This is a genomic window from Desulfosarcina sp. (assembly GCF_046496365.1).
Lineage (GTDB): Bacteria > Desulfobacterota > Desulfobacteria > Desulfobacterales > Desulfosarcinaceae > Desulfosarcina.
This window is the reverse complement of the sequence record NZ_JAWOHB010000017.1, coordinates 50755-72496: the sequence shown is the minus strand read 5'-3', so window position 1 is coordinate 72496 and position 21742 is coordinate 50755. Positions and strand designations below refer to the sequence as shown.

General features: G+C 59.5%; 18 protein-coding genes. 14 read left to right on the top strand and 4 right to left on the bottom strand.

Translation table 11 applies throughout. The features are described from left to right. Window positions 1-1987: FAD-dependent oxidoreductase (locus R6V78_RS00960; protein WP_410287445.1), on the bottom strand; the 1987-nt coding region annotated here is incomplete at its 3' end. A gap of 246 nt (window positions 1988-2233) precedes the next feature. Between R6V78_RS00960 and R6V78_RS00955 the strand changes: the two genes are divergently transcribed. The 4 genes from R6V78_RS00955 to R6V78_RS00940 all read left to right on the top strand — a co-directional run bounded on the left by R6V78_RS00955 (window position 2234) and on the right by R6V78_RS00940 (window position 7117). Next, window positions 2234-3757 (top strand): cache domain-containing protein, encoded by a 1524-nt coding sequence (locus R6V78_RS00955; RefSeq protein WP_410287444.1) that lies wholly within the window; start codon window positions 2234-2236, stop codon window positions 3755-3757. A gap of 1 nt (window position 3758) precedes the next feature. Beyond that, window positions 3759-5183 (top strand): sigma-54-dependent transcriptional regulator, encoded by a 1425-nt coding sequence (locus tag R6V78_RS00950; RefSeq protein WP_410287443.1) that lies wholly within the window; start codon window positions 3759-3761, stop codon window positions 5181-5183. A 318-nt stretch (window positions 5184-5501) separates the two neighbouring features. Next, window positions 5502-5762, top strand: coding sequence for a histidine kinase dimerization/phospho-acceptor domain-containing protein (locus tag R6V78_RS00945; RefSeq protein WP_410287442.1), 261 nt, complete (start codon window positions 5502-5504; stop codon window positions 5760-5762). A 26-nt stretch (window positions 5763-5788) separates the two neighbouring features. After that, window positions 5789-7117, top strand: coding sequence for an OFA family MFS transporter (locus R6V78_RS00940; RefSeq protein WP_410287441.1), 1329 nt, complete (start codon window positions 5789-5791; stop codon window positions 7115-7117). Between the two features lie 24 nt (window positions 7118-7141). On the opposite strand, the gene R6V78_RS00935 is transcribed toward R6V78_RS00940, so the two are convergent. Then, window positions 7142-7372, bottom strand: a complete 231-nt coding sequence (locus R6V78_RS00935; RefSeq protein WP_410287440.1) for a hypothetical protein — start codon at window positions 7370-7372, stop codon at window positions 7142-7144. On the opposite strand from R6V78_RS00935, the gene pruA reads away from it, so the two are divergent. The 10 genes from pruA to R6V78_RS00885 all read left to right on the top strand — a co-directional run bounded on the left by pruA (window position 7350) and on the right by R6V78_RS00885 (window position 18937). After that, window positions 7350-8981 (top strand): L-glutamate gamma-semialdehyde dehydrogenase, encoded by a 1632-nt coding sequence (gene pruA, locus R6V78_RS00930; RefSeq protein ID WP_410287439.1) that lies wholly within the window; start codon window positions 7350-7352, stop codon window positions 8979-8981. The genes R6V78_RS00935 and pruA overlap by 23 nt on opposite strands. Window positions 8982-9036: 55 nt before the next feature. Continuing rightward, the gene (locus R6V78_RS00925; RefSeq protein ID WP_410287438.1) at window positions 9037-10575 is read left to right on the top strand and encodes an aldehyde dehydrogenase family protein; all 1539 of its coding nucleotides are present in this window, start codon (window positions 9037-9039) and stop codon (window positions 10573-10575) included. Between the two features lie 176 nt (window positions 10576-10751). Next, window positions 10752-11105 carry a winged helix-turn-helix domain-containing protein gene (locus R6V78_RS00920; protein ID WP_410287437.1) on the top strand — a complete coding sequence of 118 codons (354 nt, stop codon included), beginning with the start codon at window positions 10752-10754 and terminating at the stop codon, window positions 11103-11105. Window positions 11106-11139: 34 nt separating this feature from the next. Next, window positions 11140-12213: a P1 family peptidase gene (locus R6V78_RS00915; RefSeq protein ID WP_410287436.1), complete on the top strand. Its 1074-nt coding sequence runs from the start codon at window positions 11140-11142 to the stop codon at window positions 12211-12213. 46 nt (window positions 12214-12259) lie between these two features. Continuing rightward, window positions 12260-13759: an ABC transporter substrate-binding protein gene (locus R6V78_RS00910; RefSeq protein ID WP_410287435.1), complete on the top strand. Its 1500-nt coding sequence runs from the start codon at window positions 12260-12262 to the stop codon at window positions 13757-13759. 19 nt (window positions 13760-13778) lie between these two features. Then, window positions 13779-14729, top strand: a complete 951-nt coding sequence (locus R6V78_RS00905; RefSeq protein WP_410287434.1) for an ABC transporter permease — start codon at window positions 13779-13781, stop codon at window positions 14727-14729. A 20-nt stretch (window positions 14730-14749) separates the two neighbouring features. Continuing rightward, entirely contained in the window at window positions 14750-15565 is an 816-nt protein-coding gene (locus tag R6V78_RS00900; RefSeq protein WP_410287433.1) for an ABC transporter permease, read from the top strand. A 38-nt stretch (window positions 15566-15603) separates the two neighbouring features. Continuing rightward, on the top strand, window positions 15604-16887 hold the full coding sequence (locus R6V78_RS00895) for a M20 family metallopeptidase (RefSeq protein WP_410287432.1): 1284 nt from the start codon (window positions 15604-15606) through the stop codon (window positions 16885-16887). Next, complete coding sequence (locus tag R6V78_RS00890; protein ID WP_410287431.1) at window positions 16884-17855, top strand: ABC transporter ATP-binding protein; 972 nt, start codon at window positions 16884-16886, stop codon at window positions 17853-17855. The genes R6V78_RS00895 and R6V78_RS00890 overlap by 4 nt, the downstream gene beginning before the upstream one ends. An 83-nt stretch (window positions 17856-17938) precedes the next feature. Further along, window positions 17939-18937 carry an ABC transporter ATP-binding protein gene (locus R6V78_RS00885; RefSeq protein ID WP_410287430.1) on the top strand — a complete coding sequence of 333 codons (999 nt, stop codon included), beginning with the start codon at window positions 17939-17941 and terminating at the stop codon, window positions 18935-18937. A gap of 38 nt (window positions 18938-18975) precedes the next feature. On the opposite strand, the gene ilvD is transcribed toward R6V78_RS00885, so the two are convergent. Continuing rightward, window positions 18976-20649 (bottom strand): dihydroxy-acid dehydratase, encoded by a 1674-nt coding sequence (gene ilvD, locus R6V78_RS00880; protein ID WP_410287429.1) that lies wholly within the window; start codon window positions 20647-20649, stop codon window positions 18976-18978. A gap of 53 nt (window positions 20650-20702) precedes the next feature. Continuing rightward, the gene (pdxA, locus tag R6V78_RS00875) at window positions 20703-21734 is read right to left on the bottom strand and encodes a 4-hydroxythreonine-4-phosphate dehydrogenase PdxA (RefSeq protein WP_410287428.1); all 1032 of its coding nucleotides are present in this window, start codon (window positions 21732-21734) and stop codon (window positions 20703-20705) included. Window positions 21735-21742 lie beyond the last annotated feature (8 nt).

The window sequence follows — 21742 nt, the reverse complement described above, 5'->3', positions numbered from 1 at the left end:
CATCCAGTTCGGCAGCCTTGTCCGCGCCGCCGATGACATGCACATGCATGCCTGTATTTGTCAAATCATCGGCCAATGTCCGCAGCGGTTCCTGGCCTGCACAGACAATAATGGTGTCCGCAGGAATCGTCTGTCGGTTTCCATTTTTGACGATATGCAGCCCGTCATCATCGATTTTTTCATAGGACAACCCGCTGATCATGGTCACCCCGCGTTTTCGCAGGGTAGCCCGGTGGATCCAGCCGGTGGTTTTGCCCAGCGAAGCCCCCATTTTGGATGCTTTGCGCTGCAGCAGGGTGACCCGACGGGGCGATGCCAGTGTTGGCGGAGGAGTGGACGCAAGCCCGCCCGGGTGCCGGTACCCACGGTCAATGCCCCACGCTTCCAGAAAACGATCGCGGTCAAGGCTGGTGGAGGGGCCCGCATGCGTGACCAGCATGGCCGTATCGAAGCCGATGCCGCCGGCACCGATAATGACCACAGTCTTTCCGACCGGTTTGACGCCCTCAATGGCATCGATATAGGAGATCACCTTGGGATGGTCCTTGCCGGGAATGTCAAGGCGGCGCGGTCGAACACCGGTGGCCACCACAATCGTATCGAAGGCTTCGGTTGCCAGGTGTTTTGCTTCGATGCTGGTGTTGAGCCGGACCCTTACGCCCAGAAGAACCAATTGGCGCCGGAAATATCGCAGGGTTTCAGCAAACTCCTCCTTGCCGGGAATCCGCACCGAAAGGTTCAGTTGCCCTCCAATGCGGTCCTGGCGGTCAAAAAGGGTCACCACATGGCCCCGGGATGCCGCCGTCACAGCCAAGGAGAGCCCGGCCGGGCCGGCACCCACGACGGCCACCTGTTTGGGGGCAGGCGTCGGGGAGATGACCATTTCCGTTTCCCGGCAGGCCCGGGGATTGACCAGACAGCCGGCAACCAAACCCTCGAAAATCTGGTCAAGGCAGGCTTGATTGCAGCCGATACAGGTGTTGATCTCATCGGCGCGGTCCTCCCTGGCCTTTTTCATGAATTCCGGATCAGCCAGAAACGGACGGGCCATTGAAATCAGATCCGCATGGCCGTCCGCGAGGATCTGTTCGACCACCTCAGGGGTATTGATCCGGTTGCTCGTGATCAAGGGTATGGAGACCGCGCCCTTGAGGCGGCTGGTGACCCAGGTGAACGCCGCCCGGGGAACCATGCCGGCGATGGTGGGAATACGGGCTTCGTGCCAGCCGATGCCGGTATTGATCATGGTCGCCCCGGCAGCTTCCACGTGTCCGGCCAGGTCCACCACCTGGTCCCAGGAGCTTCCCCCCGCAACCAGATCCAGCATGGACAGCCGGTAAATGATCATGAAATCTGCCCCGACCCGCTGTCTGACCCTGCGAACGATTTCCAGGGGAAACCGAATGCGGTTTGCATACGAGCCGCCCCAGCGGTCCTTGCGCTGATTGGTAGCCGGGGCGATGAACTGGTTGATCAGGTAGCCTTCCGACCCCATGATCTCCACGCCATCATAACCGGACTGCCGGGCCAGGTCTGCACAGCGGCCGAAATCCTCGATCTGTTGGCGGATCTCCGCTTCGGACAGCTCCCGGGGCTTGAAGATGTTGATGGGTGCCTGCAGTGGCGATGGACTGACCAGCTTTTTGTGGAACCCGTAACGGCCGGTATGCAGGATCTGCAGGGCGATCTTGCCGCCGTGGGCATGGACGGCGGTGGTGACGGTCCGGTGGTGATGGACCTCGTCCGCAGTACTCAGCTGCGCCGCATGATCCGCCACGCACCCTTCACCATTGGGGGAGAAGCCGCCGGTAACAATAAGTCCCACGTCGCCCCTGGCTCGTTCGGCGAAATAGGCCGCCAGTCGCTCGAATCCGTCCGGCACCTCTTCCAGGCCGGTATGCATGGAGCCCATGATCACCCGGTTCTTAAGCGTTGTAAAACCCAGATCGAGTGGTTGGAAAAGATGCGGATACGGCGGATTCTTCATTGTGATTCCCTGCTCCGGGTTCAAGCTGGACGATCATGCTACCATAACATCACCGGCCCTGGGTAACAAGCCTTGGATTTTGTCAACCGGACCTGCTCAGGAGATCCGCCACTATTCCTGATGGGTTTTGTCGGGAGTTTACAATTGATTTTCCTCCACAATCCAGTATGCTGGATTGACTGGATTGGTTTGACCCCACGGGGAGCTTCGTTTTCTTTCCTGTCTGCGGCGACTTGCTTGACTGACATGGCGACCACGTTTGGCAGCACGACCCTTAAACATGTCCCTTTCCGCATTTTCCTGCCGGTGATGCTGACGGTGTTGCTGTTTATTATGACCATTTTTCTGCTGATCCTGCCCGTGATGGAAGAACGGCTCCTGGATGGTAAACGCGAGACTATCCGTGAGCTGGTGAAATCGGCCTGGAGCAGTCTGGACGCCTTTGCCCGACAGGAGCGCCAGGGGGTGCTGAACCGCGGCGAGGCCCAGGCCCTTGCCATGGAACAGGTCCGGGGGTTGCGCTACGGACAGGATTTCAAGGACTACTTCTGGATCAATGATATGCATCCGCGTATGGTCATGCACCCCTATCGTCCGGATTTGGAAGGCAAAGACGTTGCCGGCGTTGTTGATCCGGGGGGCAAACGGCTTTTTTTGGCCTGCGTGGAGATTGTGCGGACAAAGGGCGCAGGATATGTTGACTACCAGTGGCAATGGATGGATGATCCATCCCGCATCGTTCCCAAAATTTCATACGTCATGGGCTTTGACCCGTGGGGCTGGATCATCGGCACAGGCATCTACGTGGAAGATGTTCACGCCCAGATCGCGGCGATTACCCGCAAAACCACCATCATCTGTATCTGGATCCTTTTTCTGGTCATCGTTCTGTCGATCCATATCGTCTGGCACGGCATGAAGGTGACCCATGCAAAACAACTGGCCGAGGAAAAGACTTTGCTTAAACAGGAACAACTGTTTCAGGCAGCCAAAATGGTTTCCCTGGGCACCCTGGTCTCCGGTGTTGCGCATGAGATTAACAACCCCATCACTTCGGTCATGCTCAACGCCCCCAGCCTGACCCGCATATGGGAGGCCACGCTGCCCATCCTTGATCGGCACCATGCGCAACACGGTGATTTCCAGGTGGGGGCCACCACCTACAGCCGGATTCGCGACCGGATTCCCCAGATGCTCATTGGCATTACCGAAGATGCCCGACGGGTTCGGGACATCGTTGCGGATCTGAAGGATTTCTCCCGGGACAACCCCTCAGAAATGAAAGATGCTGTGGATTTGAACGCTGTGGTAAACAAGGCCATCGGATTGACCGCCAACCTGATCAAAAAATCCACCCGGCACTTCACCCTGACTTGCCATCCGAACCTGCCGACATTTTTGGGCAACTCCCAGCGCATCGAACAGGTGGCCATCAACTTGGTCGTCAACGCCTGCCAGGCGCTGCCGGACATCGATCGGGCCGTATCCGTGACTACCGGGTTCAATGCCCGGACGAATCAGATCGTTCTCCAGGTGAGGGATGAAGGCGGGGGCATCGAGGCAGAAAATCTCAAACGGATTACCGACCCCTTTTTTACCACCAGACGGGAGCGCGGCGGCACAGGCCTGGGTCTGGCCATTTCCGATCGCATCGTTAAGGACCATGGCGGCGGCATGCATTTTGAGTCTTCACCGGGCAACGGAACGACAGTACGCGTAACGTTTCCACTGGCCCAGAACCACCGCCAACTGCAAGCAGGGGCGCTTTAGCATGTCTATCTCCTTGAATCCACCCCGGCCCATCATGATCGTGGATGATGAAGCATCCATTCTGCTGGCTATCGATACGACGCTTCAAATGGCGGGACTGAACCATACGATCACCTGCCGGGACAGTCGGAAGGTAATGGGCATACTGGCCGAGAACCTTGTTGAAACCCTGCTTCTGGATCTGAACATGCCCAATTTAGACGGTCATCGACTCTTGGATGACGTACGTCGCGAATACCCGGACGTGCCGGTGATCATCGTCACCGGCGCAGTGGATGTGGCCACTGCCGTGCGCTGCATAAAAGCAGGCGCTTTCGACTACATCGTCAAGCCGGTCGAGGCGGACCGTCTGATCACGGCTGTCAACCGGGCAGTCGCCTTCCAGGAACTCAAGCGCGAGAACCAGTCGCTTCGTCGGCACATGCTGCGCGACACCCTGGAACATCCGGAAGCCTTCAAGCGCATCATTACCAACAACAAAAAGATGCTGACGCTTTTCCAATACGTGGAATCCATCGCCACAACCTCGCAACCGGTTCTTATTCGGGGGGAAACCGGTGTCGGCAAAGAACTGATTGCCCGGGCCATCTACCAGTTGAGTGGCCTGAAAGGTCCTTTTGTGGCGGTCAACGCCGCCGGTCTGGACGATACCGTCTTTTCGGATACCCTCTTCGGGCATGTAAAGGGGGCCTTCACCGGAGCCGATGGACCCCGCGGCGGATTGATCGAAAGGGCCGACGGTGGGACCCTTTTCCTCGATGAAATCGGAGATCTGACCCAACCATCCCAGGTCAAGCTATTGCGGCTGCTGCAGGAAGGTGAATATTTTCCGCTGGGTTCGGATACACCCCGTCTGGCCAACGTAAGGATTATCGCCGCCACCAACCAGCGCCTGGCCGTGCTTTTAAACGAAGGGCGTTTTCGCAAAGATCTCAACTATCGCCTGCAGACGCATCGCATCCTTATTCCGCCGCTCCGGGATCGTCTGGATGACATCGTCCCCCTTTTCGATCACTTTCTGTCGGAGGCTGCATCCCGGCTGGACAGACCCATCCCTCCGGTACCCCGAGAACTGGCGGCCTTGTTGACAAGTTATGCCTACCCCGGCAACGTCCGCGAACTGGAATCCATGACTTTCGATGCCCTGAGCCGCCACCGATCCGGCATGCTATCCCTCGAATCCTTCAAAGCCCATATCGCCCGCGAACAGTCAGCCCCTGGATCAATACCGATATCATCGGCTGCCGATACCCGCACACCAATCACTTTTTCCCATCGACTGCCGACCATCAAACAGGCCACCCGGCTGTTGGTCGATGAGGCCATGCGCCGCAGCGGTGGCAACCAGTCCAACGCCGCAGCCATGCTGGGTGTTTCCCAGCAAGCCTTGAGCAAGCGTTTGAAACACAACCCGACCGATGGGTGACCCCTACAACCTTAACTGTAACCACAACCATGGTTGTAACCGCAGGGCCCGCCTGCCGCTTCCGCCCCGACATCGGCCAAACTTGTCCATTATCACTGGTCCAACGCGAGCATGTCACAACAAAGGTTGTAGATCGCCGGTTCGCGATTACCGGAGACAATTGGTAAATTAGCATTGATATCGGAAGGTTGATAACATCTATGCTCCTGGCATAAATGTTGAAAAATCGGGTTCGTTGAAGCCGATTCAATCTGTACCGTGGATTCAATGATTCGTATGCACTAATATCGGCGCCCGATAACGCAGAAAGAGGGAATTATGCTCAGCAAAACGAGTGCGCTACTTTCCGAAAGCCAGATGATCAGCCACGAATTTGTCAATTCACTGACCTCCCTGCGGTCCCTTTCCGAACTGCTGGTGGACTATCCGGGGTTGGATGCCGGCGATCGAACCCGTTTCCTGAATATCATCCGGGAAGAGACGGAACGGCTGGTCCGCCTTTACAGCCACTTAAACGGCTGCCCGGCCTGGTCGGGTCGGTGCAACCCCACACCACCCATGCAACCTTTATCTGCGTAGCATGAACCCTTCGAACGGAGAGATCTATGAATGAAATCAGAAACAAGGGCTGGCGCGTAACCATGGCGGGCCTGGGTATCAACCTGGCCCTGGGCATCCTCTACACCTGGAGTATTTTCAAACAAGCCATCCGGGAATCGGTGCTGGCTGGAGACGGCGTATTCAACTGGGATATGGCCTCACTAAACGATCCATTCGCCGTCTGCTGCCTGATGTTCACCGTAGCGATGATTTTAGCCGGCAGGATTCAGGACAAACTCAGTCCGCGCCTGACCGCCGTTATCGGTGGCATCCTGACCGGTGCCGGTCTCATCGTCATCTCCCAGTCCAACAGCCTGACGGCCTGGATTCTGGGCTTCGGCGTTCTGACCGGGCTGGGTCTGGGATTCGGCTATGCCTCGGCTACGCCGCCGGCAATCAAATGGTTCCCCTCCTCGCAAACCGGCATGATTGCCGGCATCGTCGTTGCCGGGTTCGGCTTGGCATCCGTATACATTGCTCCGTTGGCCAATTTTCTGATCGCCAATTTCGGTCTAAGCCGTTCCATGTTCATTTTCGGCGTCTCTTTTCTGGCAGTGGTCTGCGTCCTCTCCATGTTTCTGGTCAACCCGCCGGCCGGCTACGTGCCTGTCGGACCGGCATCTGCGGCGGCCGCCAATCTCGTACCGGTCCCACCGACAGCCGACTTTTCCCCTTTGCAGATGCTGAAAACCAATGCGTTTTACAAGTTATGGTTCATGTATTTCATCGGTGCCGGTGCCGCGTTGATCATCATTGGCGGAGTCGCCGGCATGGCCAAAAACAGCATGGGCGATCTGGCCTGGATCGTCGTAGCGCTGATGGCCGTCGGCAACGCCGGTGGCCGGGTGGCGGCCGGAGTGATTTCCGACAAGATCGGCCGCACCCGAACCCTGTTGATCATGATGAGCCTGCAGGCCGCCGTCATCTTCTCGCTGCTGTTCATCGGCGAGTCCGAAGCCATCCTTCTGGTAGCGGCCGCTACCATGGTGGGTTTCAACTACGGTACCAATCTCTCCTTGTTCCCGTCCGTCGCCAAAGACTACTACGGTCTTAAAAATTTTGGCATCAACTATGGCCTGTTGTTTTCCGCCTGGGGGATCGGCGGATTCATCTTCCCCCGCATTTCACAGATGATCGTGGCCCAGACCGGCGATTCGCATGCCGCTTATCTCCTGTGCAGCATCCTCCTGGCAGCCGGGGCCCTTCTTTCCCTGACCACACGGGTTCCCGGAAAAGCCGCGCAAAAACCAACCGTGTGGGGTCAAGTCGGGGAAAAGTTTGCATTCGCCAGGGCCCAACCCGTCGACGTCTTTTTAGGTGCCCGCCATATCTGATGCCAAAGTGATGGCCCATTCGGCTCAATGGGCTGAACAGCCCTCAAGTGGGAAGCCGTTTTTACCCATCCTTGCCAACCGTATCTTTAGCGTTACTATATGTCTTTGGCCGACTTTCGGATGGCATTGAAATACTTTCGTTATGTCGCTATTGACATATTTAGGATCTTGTGCCAGCGCGATGCCCACAATCCGGTTGGTGAAAACCTTCAGCGCCAAGGAGGGGATGCCGATGCCCAATGCAATTTTTTCCATGGATCCGCCGGTCAATGAGCCGGTTCTCGAATACCGGCCGGGCAGCGATGAGCGCCGCCGGATTAAAGATGAGTTGAAGCGGCTCAAAGAGACAGATCTAGAAATCCCCTTGATTATTGGTGGGCATCCCGTGAAAACCGGAAATCTGGGACGCTGCATCACTCCTTATGACCATAGCCGCCAGCTGGCCGTTTTTCACCAGGCTGGTGAAAACGAGGTTCACCTGGCCATCGAGGCGGCCGCCGCAGCCGCTGGAGCATGGGCGGCCATGGACTGGGAGGACCGCCTGGCCATTTTTGCCAAGGCCGCCGATCTCATCGCCGGTCCCCGGCGCATGACCCTCAATGCCGCCACCATGCTCGGCCAGGGAAAGAATGTATACCAGGCGGAAATCGACTCCGCCTGTGAAATGGTCGATTTTCTTCGTTTCAACATCTATTACGCCACCCAGATCTATCGGCAGCAGCCCCAGTCCGGTCAGGCCGACTGGAATCACCTGGAATACCGCCCTCTGGAGGGCTTCGTTTTTGCCGTGACACCCTTCAATTTCACGGCTATCGGCGGCAACCTGCCCTCGGCGCCGGCCATGCTGGGCAACACCGTGTTGTGGAAGCCGGCATCCACAGCTGTCTATTCGGCCTGGATGCTCATGCAGACCTTCAGGGAAGCCGGACTTCCGCCGGGCGTGATCAATTTCATCCCGGGTGCCGGGGCAACGGTGGGCAATCCCGTGCTGGCCAGCCCGGGTCTGGCCGGCATTCATTTTACCGGGTCCACAGCGGTGTTCCGCGGGATGTGGCGGACTGTTGCCGCCAACCTGGATCGCTACCGCACCTACCCGCGGATCGTCGGTGAAACCGGTGGCAAGGATTTTATCTTCGTCCACGCCAGTGCCGACCCCGATGCCGTGGTAACCGCTTTGATCCGGGGCGCTTTCGAATACCAGGGGCAGAAATGTTCTGCGGTTTCGAGGGCCTACCTCCCCGCATCGCTCTGGCCACTGCTCAAGGAAAAACTGCTGGCCGACGTGCGCACCATCAACGTCGGATCTCCGGAGGACTTCTCCACGTTTGTCAATGCCGTCATCGACCGCTCCGCCTTTGATACGATCAGCAGCTATATCGCCTATGCCAGGGAGCACGGGGCGGCCGAGATCATTGCCGGCGGCGGCCATGACTGCAGCACTGGATTCTTCATCGATCCCACGGTAATCTTGACCACCGATCCCCATTTCAAAACCATGCAGGAGGAAATTTTCGGGCCCGTGTTGACCCTGTACGTCTACCCGGATGAGCAATTTGAGTCCACCCTGGACCTTTGTGACCGGACCTCGCCTTACGCGCTCACCGGCGCCGTTTTTTCACGGGACCGGGAGGCGGTGGTAACGGCCCGAGGCCGATTGGTCAACGCGGCCGGCAACTTCTACATCAACGACAAACCCACGGGTGCCGTTGTGGGACGCCAGCCCTTCGGAGGTGCCCGGGCTTCTGGAACCAACGACAAGGCCGGCAGCATCCTCAACCTGTATCGCTGGGTCAGCCCGCGAACCATCAAAGAAACCTTTTTGCCGGCCACAGACTATCGCTATCCGTTCATGGACGCAAAGTAGCGCTTACAGGCCTTGAGCGCCGGTTGCTCAAGCGACCGACTACCGGGAGAAAAACATGGAGTTCTTGAAGGCGCTTGGCATTGAAAAAGAAAACCAGGGTGTTTCGACGGGTTTGGATTGGCTGGGGGGCAAAGCCGGTCCGACCGTTGAGGTGGTTTCCCCGGTGGATGGCAAGGTTGTCGCCAGCGTATTCACCGCCACGGAAAGCGAGTATGAACAAACCGTGCAAACTGCGCACAAGGCGTTTTTAAAATGGCGCCGGGTGCCGGCTCCCAAACGGGGCGAAGTCGTCCGCCAAATCGGCCGGCAACTCCGTTTATATAAAGAACCGCTGGGAAATCTGGTTTCCTACGAGATGGGCAAGTCTCTCCAGGAAGGGCTGGGCGAAGTCCAGGAGATGATCGATATATGCGACTTCGCCGTTGGCCAGTCCCGGCAGCTCTACGGGTACACCATCCACTCGGAACGACCGGAACACCGCATGTACGACCAGTATCATCCACTTGGCGTGGTGGGCATCGTCAGTGCTTTCAACTTCCCGGTGGCCGTGTGGTCCTGGAATGCCATGCTGGCGGCAGTATGCGGTGATGCCAGCCTCTGGAAACCGTCCTCCAAGGCGCCCCTTTCGGCAATCGCCGTACAGCACATCCTGGCCGACGTGCTGCGTGAAAATACCGCTATGGTTCCCGAAGGACTCTTCTCGCTGATGGTGGGCAGTGGACGCACCGTGGGCCAACGCATGCTTGAAGATTCGCGGGTGCCGCTGGTGTCCGTTACCGGTTCCACCCGGGTCGGACGCCATGCGGCCCAGGTGGTTGCCGGACGTTTCGGCCGGGCCATCCTGGAACTGGGAGGCAACAACGCCGTTATCGTTACCGCAGCAGCTGACCTTGCCATGGCAATCACGGCTGTGGTCTTCGGCGCCGTGGGCACCGCCGGCCAACGCTGCACATCCACCCGTCGGGTCATCATCCATGAATCCATTTATGAAAAGGTCGTCGCCTCCCTGATCAATGCTTATAAAAGCCTTCGCATCGGTACACCCCTGGATCCCAAAAACCACATGGGACCGCTCATCGACACCCCAGCCGTGGCGGACTTTTGCAATGCACTGGTGCAGGTGGAGACTCAGGGCGGAAAGATCCTTTACGGCGGCCGGGTGCTGGAAGGCCCCGCATATGCATCGGGCTGCTATGTGCAGCCCACACTCTGCGAGGTCAAGCACAACTATGCCATTGTTCAGCAGGAAACCTTCGCACCCATCCTTTACCTGATCCGCTACCACGGGGATATCGCCAATGCCATCACCATTCACAACGACGTTCCCCAAGGGCTCTCGTCGGCCATTTTCACCAATGATTTACGCGAAGCCGAGATGTTCCTCTCGGCAGTCGGATCCGACTGCGGCATCGCCAATGTCAACATCGGCACGTCCGGTGCTGAAATCGGCGGTGCCTTCGGTGGCGAAAAAGAGACCGGCGGTGGACGGGAGTCCGGCTCCGATGCATGGAAAGGCTATATGCGCCGACAGACCAACACGATCAACTTCGGCCGCCGCCTGCCCCTGGCCCAGGGAATTGTCTTCGATATATAACCGCTACCACCTTGTTCACAGGGGGTTCTCCATGTTCAGGATAGACCCGCTGCCAACACCTTGGGATTCCTTCCGGGCTGCCGAAATCGGGTTGATTTTTTTCTTGCTGCCGGTTCTCACGCCTGTTATCCTCTTGGCGCTTTGCTGATACCCTGGACCGGATGACGGGAGGTGTAATGGACACCAAAATCATTGTTAAATCAAAGGTCTGGTTGGAGGATCACCAGGGGCGGATAATTTTTGGTCTGGGCCGCATGCGAATTTTAAGGGCCATTGAAAGATGCGGTTCTCTCAATGCGGCGGCCAAGCACCTCAAAATGAGCTACCGGGCGGTGTGGGGTAAAATCAAGGTGACCGAAGCGGCCTTGGGCAGACCCCTGCTGGTCAAAAGCCAGGGCGGCAGTACCGGAGGCGGCTCCATTTTGACACCATATGCCCACACGCTCATGGAACGATACCTGGCGCTTTCCCGCCTCATCGACACGCAGGCCGATCATCTTTTCGAATCCGGATTCCTCGATCCGCAGTAGCCATTTACCCCTGGAGGTGTTATATGCCCGGGTCATGGGCGGTCATTGGGTCGACCGGTCGACGTTCAATCTTCAAGCCACCCACATCAAATCACTATACGACATGCAGCAACCAGGAAAAACCAACGGGTTGACCGATGTTCCCGGCATTTGGGTGGGACATTACACCGACACCGAATCCGCCTCCGGCACGACCGTGGTTGTCTGCCCCGACGGTGCGGTGGGCGGCGTTGACGTTCGTGGCGCGGCGCCGGGCACCCGGGAAACCGATCTGCTTGCGCCTGAAAACCTGGTGGAAAAAGTCCAGGCGCTCTGCTTCTCGGGCGGGTCGGTCTACGGCCTGGCAGCGGCGGACGGTGTGGTGCGGCATCTGGAATCTCGACAGATCGGCTTCCCGCTGGATGGAACCCACGTCGCACCCATCGTTCCGGCAGCCGTGCTTTATGATCTCGGACGCGGCGCGGAATTCAGACCGCCTGTGGATGCCGGCTGGGGTGAGGCGGCCTGCCGATCCGCCGGCACAGGTCCGGTGAAAACCGGTTGTGTGGGTGCAGGCACGGGCGCCATGTCCGGGGGCATCAAGGGTGGGCTGGGCAGTGCCAGCCTGATTCTGGAAACCGGAATTACCGTTGCCGCATTGGTCGCGGTGAACTCCCTGGGATCGACCGTTGACCCGGAAACCGGCACATTCTGGGAAGTCCGGCTGGAGATCGGACACGAATTTGAGGATCGTATCCGCCAGGGGGTGCGGCTGCCCGAACCACCCACCGGTGCACCAGGAGAAAACACCACCTTGGCCGTAGTGGCCACCGATGCAGCCCTTAACAAGTCCCAGGCAAAAAAAATCGCCATGATGGCCCATGACGGCATGGCCCGGGCTATCCGTCCCGCCCATACCATGTTCGATGGAGATGTCGTTTTCTGCCTCTCTCTGGGAAACCGTGCCCTGCCGGAAACTTCCGGGTTTTTTTCGGCACCTGCAGCCCAGACCATCAACGACATCGGCCATGCCGCAGCCAACTGCCTGGCCCGGGCCATCATCCGGGGCATTCTGTATGCCGATAGCAGATACGGCATGACCGCCTACATTGATCTTAAAAATCGATAGCGGACCAAATCCATTTTACCGTCGCTCAACGCAAAAAGGAGAAAAGATGAACACGACCCGTCGCTTCCTTTGCCCGATTCTCTTCCTGGTTTGGATGGTTTGCCCCGCATTTTCACAAACTCCGGTCAAGGGCGGCACCCTGACGGTGTGCCAGCCGGCGGAGCCGCCGGGGCTTGACCCCACGGCCAACACCGCCGCGGCAATCGATCGTGTCGTATACGCCAATATATATGAGGGGCTGGTCAAGGTAGACAGCAGCGGCGGCTTTATCCCCGGTCTGGCCCATGGTTGGCACATATCCCCCGACGGGCTTGTATACATCTTCAATCTGAGAAAAGGGGTGGTTTTTCACAACGGGGAATCCTTCGACGCGGCAGTAGCCAAATGGAACCTGGAGCGGGCCGCCGTGCCGGAAAACGGCAACCCCCATCCCGAGTATTTCAACGGCATCGACACCCTTGCCACGCCGGAGAGCCACACCTTGGAAATCCGATTAAAAGCCGTCGACGCCCTGTTCATTGCCCACATGGCCGAAGGGGATGCGGTGATGCTGCCCATGAAGGGTTATGCCGATGCCAAATCCAACCCCATTGGCACCGGTCCCTTCAAATTTACACGCTGGGTCAGGGGCGACCGGGTGGAAATGATCCGCTTTGACAGGTACTGGAATCCCATGCTGCCTTACCTGGACCAGGTGACCTTTCGATTCATCAGCGACCCAGCGGCCCAGATCGCCGCATTCAAGGCCGGCGATATTGACGTGATCGGTTACATCGCCGCACCCGAATCGGCCATGCTGCTGGCCAAGGACCAACGTTTCAAGGTCTATTCCGGCACCACCACCGGCGAGGTGATCATGTCCACCAACAACAAAACGGCTCCCTTCGACAACCTCCTGGTGCGCCGGGCCATGGCCCATGCCATCGACCGCCAGGCGGTGGTGGATCTGGTGATGTTCGGCTACGGAACCCCCATCGGCTCCCACTGGTCACCGGCCACCCCGTATTACAGGGACCTCACCGGTCGCTTCCCTTACGACCCGGACAAAGCCAGGGCTCTGCTGAAGGAAGCCGGCTACCCCGACGGATTTTCGGCCACTATCAAACTTCCGGCCATCTACTCCTACTCCAGACGCGCCGGGGAGGTCATTGCCGACATGCTGTCCAAAGTAGGCATCAACCTCACCATCGAGATCGTCGAATGGGGTCAGTGGATCGACCGGATCTTCAAGAATAAAGACTACCAGCTCACCATGATCGGCCACGTGGAGGCTTGGGATATCGGCATCTACGCCAAACCGGATTACTACTTCCAGTATGACTCCCAGGAATTTAGAACTGCCTATGCCAATGCGCTCAAGGCTCCCGACGAAGCCGGCAAGACAGAATGGTTCGGCCGCTGCCAGGAGATCATCGCCGATGACGCGGTCAACGGATTCCTCTTTTCAGCCCCCAGCCTCCCGGTCATGAAAGCAGCCGTCATGGGGTGGTGGCAGAATTATCCGACCATCGCCCTGGATTGCAGCGCGGTGTGGTGGCAGAAGTGATCATGGCGGTCAGGCACGCATGATCGGCTATTTGATCAAAAAGGGGCTCAGCCTGGCGGTTTTGCTGGGTCTGGTCTCCCTCACCGTCTTCGCGGTGCTTTTCGTGCTTCCCGGCGATCCGGCCCAGATCATACTGGGGATCAATGCCTCCCCGGAAACGCTGGCCGCCCTGAGGACACAGCTGGGGCTTGATCAACCCTTCCTGGTCCAGTATGGGCAATGGATCGGCAGCTTGCTGCAAGGCACCGGGGGGCACTCCATCACCTATGACATGCCGGTGGCGGACTTGATCGGCTCCCGGCTGGCAGTGACCGGCCCCCTGGCGCTGATGGCCATGGCCATTGCCGTATGCATCGCCCTGCCCCTGGGAATCGTTGCCGCCCGCCATCAGAACCGCCCTGCAGATGCTGCGGTGATGGCCGGCACCCAGCTGGGACTGGCCATTCCCGAGTTCTGGCTGGGCATCCTGCTCATGCTGCTCTTTTCCGTACACTGGGGGGTGTTTACCGCCGGGGGGTTCCCCGGCTGGGGAGAGGATTGTTGGGGCTCCCTGAAGGCCCTGTCTCTGCCGGCCCTGGCCCTGGGGCTGATCCGGGCGTCAATTCTCACCCGGCTGACCCGTTCCTCGATGCTGGAGGTGCTGCGGGAGGATTATGTGCGCACGGCCCGCGCCAAGGGGCTGAAGGAACGCAGCGTGGTCTACGGCCACGCCTTGAAAAACGCGTTGATCCCGGTGCTGACCATTTTCGGCCTGCAGATGGGCCAACTGCTGGCCGGAGCCATCGTCATCGAAAATGTATTCACCTTGCCGGGACTGGGGAGACTGGTGTTTCAGGCTATCGGCCAGCGGGACCTGCCCGTTGTTCGCGAAGTGGTGCTGTTCATGGCCGCCGCCGTGGTGATCATCAATTTCCTTGTGGACATCTCCTACGCAGCCGTGGACCCGCGGATCCGCCCGGACGGCCAATAGAGGATACTGAATTGACGGCCATGGGACGCTATTTGAAAAATTTGAATTTCTCCCTGGGGCTGGCCCTGTCTGCCCTGGTTGTAATCATGGCCCTGACCAGTCTGTTCTGGACGCCTCACAGCCCCAACGCCATGGACAGGGGCCACCGCATGGAAAGTCCTTCCTGGGCCCATCCCCTGGGCACGGACCAGTACGGCCGCGACCTGCTCTCCCGGGTGATGGTGGGCGCGGTGAATTCCATCATCGTAGGTTTGATGACTGTGGCCATCGGCATGGGAGCGGGAATCGCCCTGGGACTGATCAGCGCCTGGGGAGGCCGGCTGATAGATGAAGTCATCATGCGTTTGGCAGACCTGCTCTTCGGCTTTCCCGCAGTGCTGTCGGCGATTTTGATCACAGCGGTCATGGGACCGTCGGCGGTCAACGCCATGCTGGCCATTGGCATCTTCTATATTCCGGTATTTGCCCGCCTCACCCGGGCATCCGCGCTGGCGGTCAAGGAGCTGGACTACATCGCCGCGGCACGAGCGGCCGGACAAGGGGAAACGGCCATCATCCGGCGTCATGTACTGCCCAACATCCTCTCACCGCTGATCATCCAGGCAACGATCCAGTTCGCCGTCGCCATCCTGGCCGAAGCCGGCCTGAGCTACCTGGGACTGGGTGCCCAGCCACCGCACCCCTCCTGGGGGCGGATGCTCAACGAAGCGCAGACCTTTATGGAACTGGCTCCATGGATGGCAGTCTTTCCCGGTCTGGCCATCGCCTGGACGGTACTTGGATTCAACCTTTTGGGTGACGGGTTGCGTGACATTCTGGACCCGCGCCTGCGGTAAAAATATGGCCGACCGGCCCAAGACGATTAGGACCCAGGATGATTGCTGAAAAATTAGTCCACGCGGTCATGGATCAGATTGATCCTGATACGCTGATCGACCTGACAGCCCGTCTGGTGCGATGCAACTCGGTATGGGACCCGCAGGCAGGCACCAGTGAAGCCGAGGCGGCGGCGCTGGTTGCACAATGGGCCCGGGACAGGGGATTTGATGTGGCCGTGGAAGCCGTTTTTCCGAAACGCCCCAATGTGATCGTTCGCTGGAAATTTGGTCCCGGTCCGCGAACCCTCATGTTCGAGGGGCACACCGATGTGGTCACGCCCGGCGACCGATCCCGCTGGCGCCATGACCCTTTCGGTGCACATATCGAAAAAGGGCGCATGTTCGGCCGGGGTACCAACGATACCAAAGGGAATCTGGCCGCCATGCTGGTGGCCATGGCGGCACTGAAGGCATCGGGAATTCCCCTGGCCGGATCAGTGATCGGCGGTGTGTTATGTGATGAAGAGGACATGATGACCGGGGTACAACATTTCATCGCCCAGGGACATGCCGATCCGGTGACCGCCGCGGTTGTCTGCGAACCCCAGGACGGGCTTATCTGCATCGCTCAGAAAGGCGCCCTGCGAGCCCGGTTTACGGTGCATGGACACATGAGCCACGGAGCCATGCCCCTGTCCGGCATCAATCCGGCGCCGGCCGTGGCCCGGATCATCGATGGGTTGGCGCAACTGGAAAGCGCAGCGCTGAAGACCTTTGGAGAGGATACCCTGCTGGGCTGGCCCAGCTTCACGCCAACGGTCGTCCAGGCGCCGTCACAGGGAGCACCGCAGCTCAATGTGGTTCCCGGCGAAGCGAAGATCCTGGTGGACATACGCACACTTCCCAACCAAAACCATGCCAGCATCCGCGAGGCATTGGTGACACTGGCGCGACAGACCATCGCGGATGTCAATGCACGTTACCGTGAAACCGATCGCCAGTTGGGCATCCAGCGGCCCTGGGGAGTGGATGTAACGGTGCAGGTGCTTTCCGATCGGCCCTGTACCCAGACTGACGGCAACGAACCCGTCGTCGTTTCCGCTGCCTGGGCCAGCCGACGGATCAGCGGCAGGGAGCCCGAATATGCCGGTGTGCCCGGTGCCACCGACGGCACATTTCTCTGGTCCCTGAAGCATATTCCCATCGTCACCATGGGGGCGGGGGATCGCCACGTGCCCCATCAGGTTGACGAATGGGTGGATCTCGACCAACTGGTGGACACGGCCCGCATCTTTGCACTCACCGCCCTGCACTACCTCTATCCGGGTGCCGACCGTTGAGGGATGCATTGCTGGACATCCGGGGCTTGTCGGTACACTTTCACACCCCCGAAGGGATTGGCCGGGCCGTAGAGTCGGTGAGCCTCTCTATCGGCCCCGGTGAAACCCTGGGGCTGGTGGGCGAATCGGGCTGCGGAAAAAGTGTCACCGCCCTGGCGGTGATAGGTCTGATTCCTTCTCCGCCGGGCCGCATCGTGGCGGGAGAAATTCGTTTCCAGGGCCGAGACCTGCTGCGAATCAAGCCTGACAGACTGCGCCGGATCCGGGGGCGTGAAATCGGCATGATTTTTCAGGAGCCCCTGACCGCCTTGAACCCCGTGCTCACCATCGGCCGGCAGGTGGCCGAACCCCTGATGGTACATTCGGGGCTGTCACGTGACGCGGCCCTGAAAAAAGCGACCCGCTGGCTGGAGCGGGTCCGTATCCCGTCGGCGGCAAAGCGGCTGGGGGCCTACCCCCACGAGCTCTCCGGCGGCATGCGCCAGCGGGTAATGATCGCCATGGCGATGATCTGCCGGCCGCGGTTGATCATCGCCGACGAGCCTACCACAGCTCTGGACGTCACCCTCCAGCGCCAGATTCTGTCGCTGATGGCCCGTCTGCAAAGTGAAATGGGCATGGCCATGCTGCTGATCACCCACGACCTGGGCGTGGTGGCTCAGACCGCCGGTCGGGTGGCGGTGATGTATGCGGGACGGGTGGCGGAGACCGCCGCTGTCGGGCCCCTGTTTGCCGATCCGCTGCACCCCTACACCCAAGGGCTGCTCCAGTCCATGCCGCGGCTGGGCGCCGGCAGCGGACGGCTGCATGAAATTCCCGGAAGCGTGCCCGCCGCCACGAGTTCCATCAGCGGCTGCCCCTTTGCCGAACGCTGTCCGTTTGCGTTTGACCGATGCCGGCAAGAGGCGCCGATGCTGCAAACGGCCCGGCCGGGCCGGCAGGTCAGCTGCTGGTTATATGTCCGTTAACCGATAGGGGCGTTCAGGAATTCAAGAATGCCGGTACACGAGCATCGATACGATTGTTAATCGTGGAGACAAGAGGCCAGCTGATGGACCATGCGTCCCTGCTTGAGGTCACGGACCTGATCAAACACTTTCCTGCCGGCGGGGGAATTTTTTCAGGCCCCACGGGATGGGTCAAAGCCGTCAACGGCGTCAACTTCTCCATCAGCCGTGGGGAAAGCCTGGGGCTGGTGGGCGAATCGGGCTGCGGAAAAAGCACCCTGGCCCGGCTGGTGGTGCGGCTGCTGACGCCCACCGCCGGCTCCATCCGGTTCGACGGCCGCGAGATCAGCAGCCTCGATCGGCGGGCCATGAGGCCTTTGAGAAAACGGATGCAGGTCATCTTCCAGGATCCCTATGCCAGTCTGGATCCGCGCATGACTGTGGCCGCCAGCGTCACCGAACCGCTGCTCAACAGAGGCACGCTTTCCCGGCGCGAACAGCGCGCGTTGGCAGTCGAACTGCTCGCCACCGTGGGTCTTCGGGCCGGCGACCTGGACCGCTATCCCCACGAGTTCTCCGGCGGTCAGCGCCAGCGCATCGGCATCGCCAGGGCCCTTTGTGTGCGGCCTGAACTGGTGGTCGCCGACGAACCGGTCAGTGCCCTGGACGTCTCCATCCAGGCCCAGATCCTCAACCTGATGAAGGACATTCAGCAGCAGTCCGGCCTGGCCTATTTCTTTATTTCCCACGATATCAGCGTGGTCGAGTATTTCTGCGACCGGGTCGCCGTCATGTACGCCGGCAACCTGGTGGAGGTCGCCGTTGCCAAAGGATTTCACAGCAACTGCCGCCACCCCTATACCCGGGCCCTGGTGGCCGCCGTTCCCCGACCGGACCCACGTGTGAACCTGCCGCCGGTGCCGGTAGAAGGCGAACCCCCGGACCCCGCCGCGCTGCCGCCGGGGTGCCCCTATCACCCGCGGTGTCCTCACGCCTTTGAGCCCTGCGTAATTGAACGGCCGCCGCTGATCGAGGTGGGGGGAAATCAGCAGGTGGCCTGCTGGCTGAATGGGGGCAGCGGCGTTGAAAATGGGTTTCATTGACCTCATCACGCACCGCTGCCGGGATTGTGGACCGTCGATCAATCTGCGCGGGTCCGGATGATGGCGCCTTTATCTGCAGATTCAGCCAGCCGGCTGTAAAGATGGAGATATCCCGAGGTGACCCGCGGCGGCGGCGGCTGCCATTGTGTGCGCCGACGGTCGAGTTCACCCTGCGGTACTTTCAGCTCCAGACTTTTGCCGGGAATATCGATGGCGATGACATCGCCGTCCGAAACCAGGGCGATAGGGCCACCTTCCATGGCTTCGGGGGAGATATGCCCGATAAAGCAGCCATTGTTGGTGCCGGAAAAGCGCCCGTCGGTCACCAGGGCGACCTTGTCACTGAGGCCAAGTCCGTGGAGCAGTTTCATGGCCTTGAACATCTCGGGCATCCCCGGTCCGCCTTTTGGGCCCTCATAGCGGATCACCACGACTTCCCCGGGCCGCACCGCATCAGCCATGATGGCGGAGTTGGCCTCGGCCTCGGAATCAAAAACGCGCGCCGGACCGCTGAAGGTAAGCATGTCGCTGCGGATGGCGGCCGGTTTGGTCACCGCCGAATTCGGGGCCAGGTTGCCATGCAGCACCGCTAAACCGCCGCTGGCGCTGAAGGGTCTCGCAAAGGTCTTTATCACATCATTGTCGGGTGAAACATGACCGCGAATATTTTCACCGATGGTCCGACCGGTGACGGTCATGGCCTCTTGATGCAGCAGAGAGGCGATCGCATTCATCACCACGGGAACACCGCCGGACTCAAAAAAATCGATCACATTGCAGGCTGCGGCCGGATTCATCTTGGCAATCAGCGGGGTGCTGCGGCTGATGTCGTCGAACAGCCGGATATCGAACGCCACGCCGGCCTCATAGGCGATGGCGGGGATATGAAGGGCCGCGTTGGTGGACCCGCCGATGGCGGATGTCAGACGGACGGCGTTTTCCAGAGAGGCGCGGGTGATAATCCGCCGGGCGGTGACACCGTTGCGAACCAGGGCGACAACCGCCCGACCGGCGTCCTGGGCGGTGTGCAGCCGACCGGCATGGGTGGCCGGAATCATGGCACTGCCCGTCAGGGACATGCCGATGGCTTCCGCAATGCAGCACATGGTATTGGCGGTCCCCAGAAAAGAGCAGGAGCCACAGGTAGGGGCACACGCGTCCTCCATGCGGATCAGTTCTTCCTCCGAGATCTCACCTTTCTTCAACCGGCCCACACCTTCAATGATTGAGGTGGTGTCGGCTTTGCGGCCATGCATCTGTGGACCACCCATCATGGGACCACCGTTGACCAGGATGGCGGGCAGATCCAGGCGGGCGGCCGCCATGAGCATGCCGGGAACGATTTTATCGCAAGATCCCAGCAGCACCAGCCCGTCGTAGCAATGTGCCTGTACCATCAGTTCGATGCTGTGGGCAATGATGTCTCGGGTCGGCAGGATATAGCGCATGCCCGCGTGGCCCTCAGCAATGCCGTCGCAGGCGCCGATGACACCGAATTCCACCGGGGTTCCGCCGGCCGCGCGAATACCTTCCCTGACCGAATCCGATACCTGGCGAAGGTTGAAATGGCCGGGGACCGTGGTGCTCCAGGCGTTGGCGATCCCGATCATGGGTTTTTCAAGATCGCTGTCGGAGTATCCCATGGATTTGTAGTAGGCACGGTTGATGCTCCACTCCGGCCGTTCAAGAATCTTCTGGCTCCTCAGTTTCATGCTTATCAAGTCCCGTCAATGGATGGTGAATGGTTCAAAACAGGCGGTTCGTGTCACCGTGAAAGTTTGGCAGCCAGCTTGATGGCTTCAATCATGGATTGGGGGTTGGCAAGGCCTTCCCCCGCCTTGTCGAAGGCGGTGCCATGATCTACGGATGTACGGACGATGGGCAGTCCAATGGTTATATTGACGCCAGCCATTTGATTCCATTTACCGGTGCCGTCGTCATATTGAAAACCGACCAGTTTAGCGGGAATATGGCCTTGGTCGTGGTACATGACCACCACGGCATCGTACATGCCGCCTTGCATCTTGGAAAAAACCGTGTCCGCCGGCAGCGGTCCCTCCACCCGGAGCCCGGCAGATTGGCAGGCTTTCACCGCCGGCGCAATTTCGGTGTCGTCTTCGTCACCGAACAGGCCGCCTTCACCGCAGTGGGGGTTCAAGCCGGCAACGGCAATCCGGGGAGCGTCGATATCCAGCCCCTTCAGGGTTGCGTCGGTGAGTTGAATCACTGTCTGCACCCGCGCCTTTTTGACGCGATCGCAGGCTTCCCGCAGCGATACATGGGTGGAGACATGGGTCACACGAAAGTTCCCATCGGCCAGCATCATGGCATAATCGATCGTCCCGGTTTTTTCAGCGTAGATTTCGGTGTGGCCGGCATAGTGAAAGCCGGCCGTGTTGATGGCGGCCTTATTGATCGGGCCGGTCACCGTGGCGTCGATCGTCCCGGCCAGGGCCAGTTCGATGACCCGTTGGATGTAGGCGAATGAAGCCCGGCCCTGAAGGGCGGTGACCGTTTTGTGCCGCAGTTCGGCCATGGGCATGTTCCCCAGGTCCAGCACGTCAAGCGTTCCGGGGGTGAACCGACCATCCGTCACCAGTTGACAGGGGTTGAGCGCCAGATCAAGTTTTGAAAAGTCGACAGCATTGGCCATAACGGCAGCATCGCCGACAACAATCGGCCGACAAACGCTGAAGATCCCCGGATCGCTGAGCGCCTTGGCGCAGATCTCAGGGCCGATACCCCCGGGATCGCCCATGGTAATGCCCAGCAGGGGCAGATTGAATGTCTGTTTCATGATCAAGA

Bases quoted from the DNA above. Each gene is read 5' to 3' on its own strand.
- R6V78_RS00955 (WP_410287444.1), top strand. From the start codon at position 2,234: ATGGCGACCACGTTTGGCAGCACGACCCTTAAACATGTCCCTTTCCGC.
- R6V78_RS00950 (WP_410287443.1), top strand. From the start codon at position 3,759: ATGTCTATCTCCTTGAATCCACCCCGGCCCATCATGATCGTGGATGAT.
- R6V78_RS00945 (WP_410287442.1), top strand. From the start codon at position 5,502: ATGCTCAGCAAAACGAGTGCGCTACTTTCCGAAAGCCAGATGATCAGC.
- R6V78_RS00940 (WP_410287441.1), top strand. From the start codon at position 5,789: ATGAATGAAATCAGAAACAAGGGCTGGCGCGTAACCATGGCGGGCCTG.
- pruA (WP_410287439.1), top strand. From the start codon at position 7,350: ATGCCCAATGCAATTTTTTCCATGGATCCGCCGGTCAATGAGCCGGTT.
- R6V78_RS00935 (WP_410287440.1), bottom strand. From the start codon at position 7,372: ATGGAAAAAATTGCATTGGGCATCGGCATCCCCTCCTTGGCGCTGAAG.
- R6V78_RS00925 (WP_410287438.1), top strand. From the start codon at position 9,037: ATGGAGTTCTTGAAGGCGCTTGGCATTGAAAAAGAAAACCAGGGTGTT.
- R6V78_RS00920 (WP_410287437.1), top strand. From the start codon at position 10,752: ATGGACACCAAAATCATTGTTAAATCAAAGGTCTGGTTGGAGGATCAC.
- R6V78_RS00915 (WP_410287436.1), top strand. From the start codon at position 11,140: ATGGGCGGTCATTGGGTCGACCGGTCGACGTTCAATCTTCAAGCCACC.
- R6V78_RS00910 (WP_410287435.1), top strand. From the start codon at position 12,260: ATGAACACGACCCGTCGCTTCCTTTGCCCGATTCTCTTCCTGGTTTGG.
- R6V78_RS00905 (WP_410287434.1), top strand. From the start codon at position 13,779: ATGATCGGCTATTTGATCAAAAAGGGGCTCAGCCTGGCGGTTTTGCTG.
- R6V78_RS00900 (WP_410287433.1), top strand. From the start codon at position 14,750: ATGGGACGCTATTTGAAAAATTTGAATTTCTCCCTGGGGCTGGCCCTG.
- R6V78_RS00895 (WP_410287432.1), top strand. From the start codon at position 15,604: ATGATTGCTGAAAAATTAGTCCACGCGGTCATGGATCAGATTGATCCT.
- R6V78_RS00885 (WP_410287430.1), top strand. From the start codon at position 17,939: ATGGACCATGCGTCCCTGCTTGAGGTCACGGACCTGATCAAACACTTT.
- ilvD (WP_410287429.1), bottom strand. From the start codon at position 20,649: ATGAAACTGAGGAGCCAGAAGATTCTTGAACGGCCGGAGTGGAGCATC.
- pdxA (WP_410287428.1), bottom strand. From the start codon at position 21,734: ATGAAACAGACATTCAATCTGCCCCTGCTGGGCATTACCATGGGCGAT.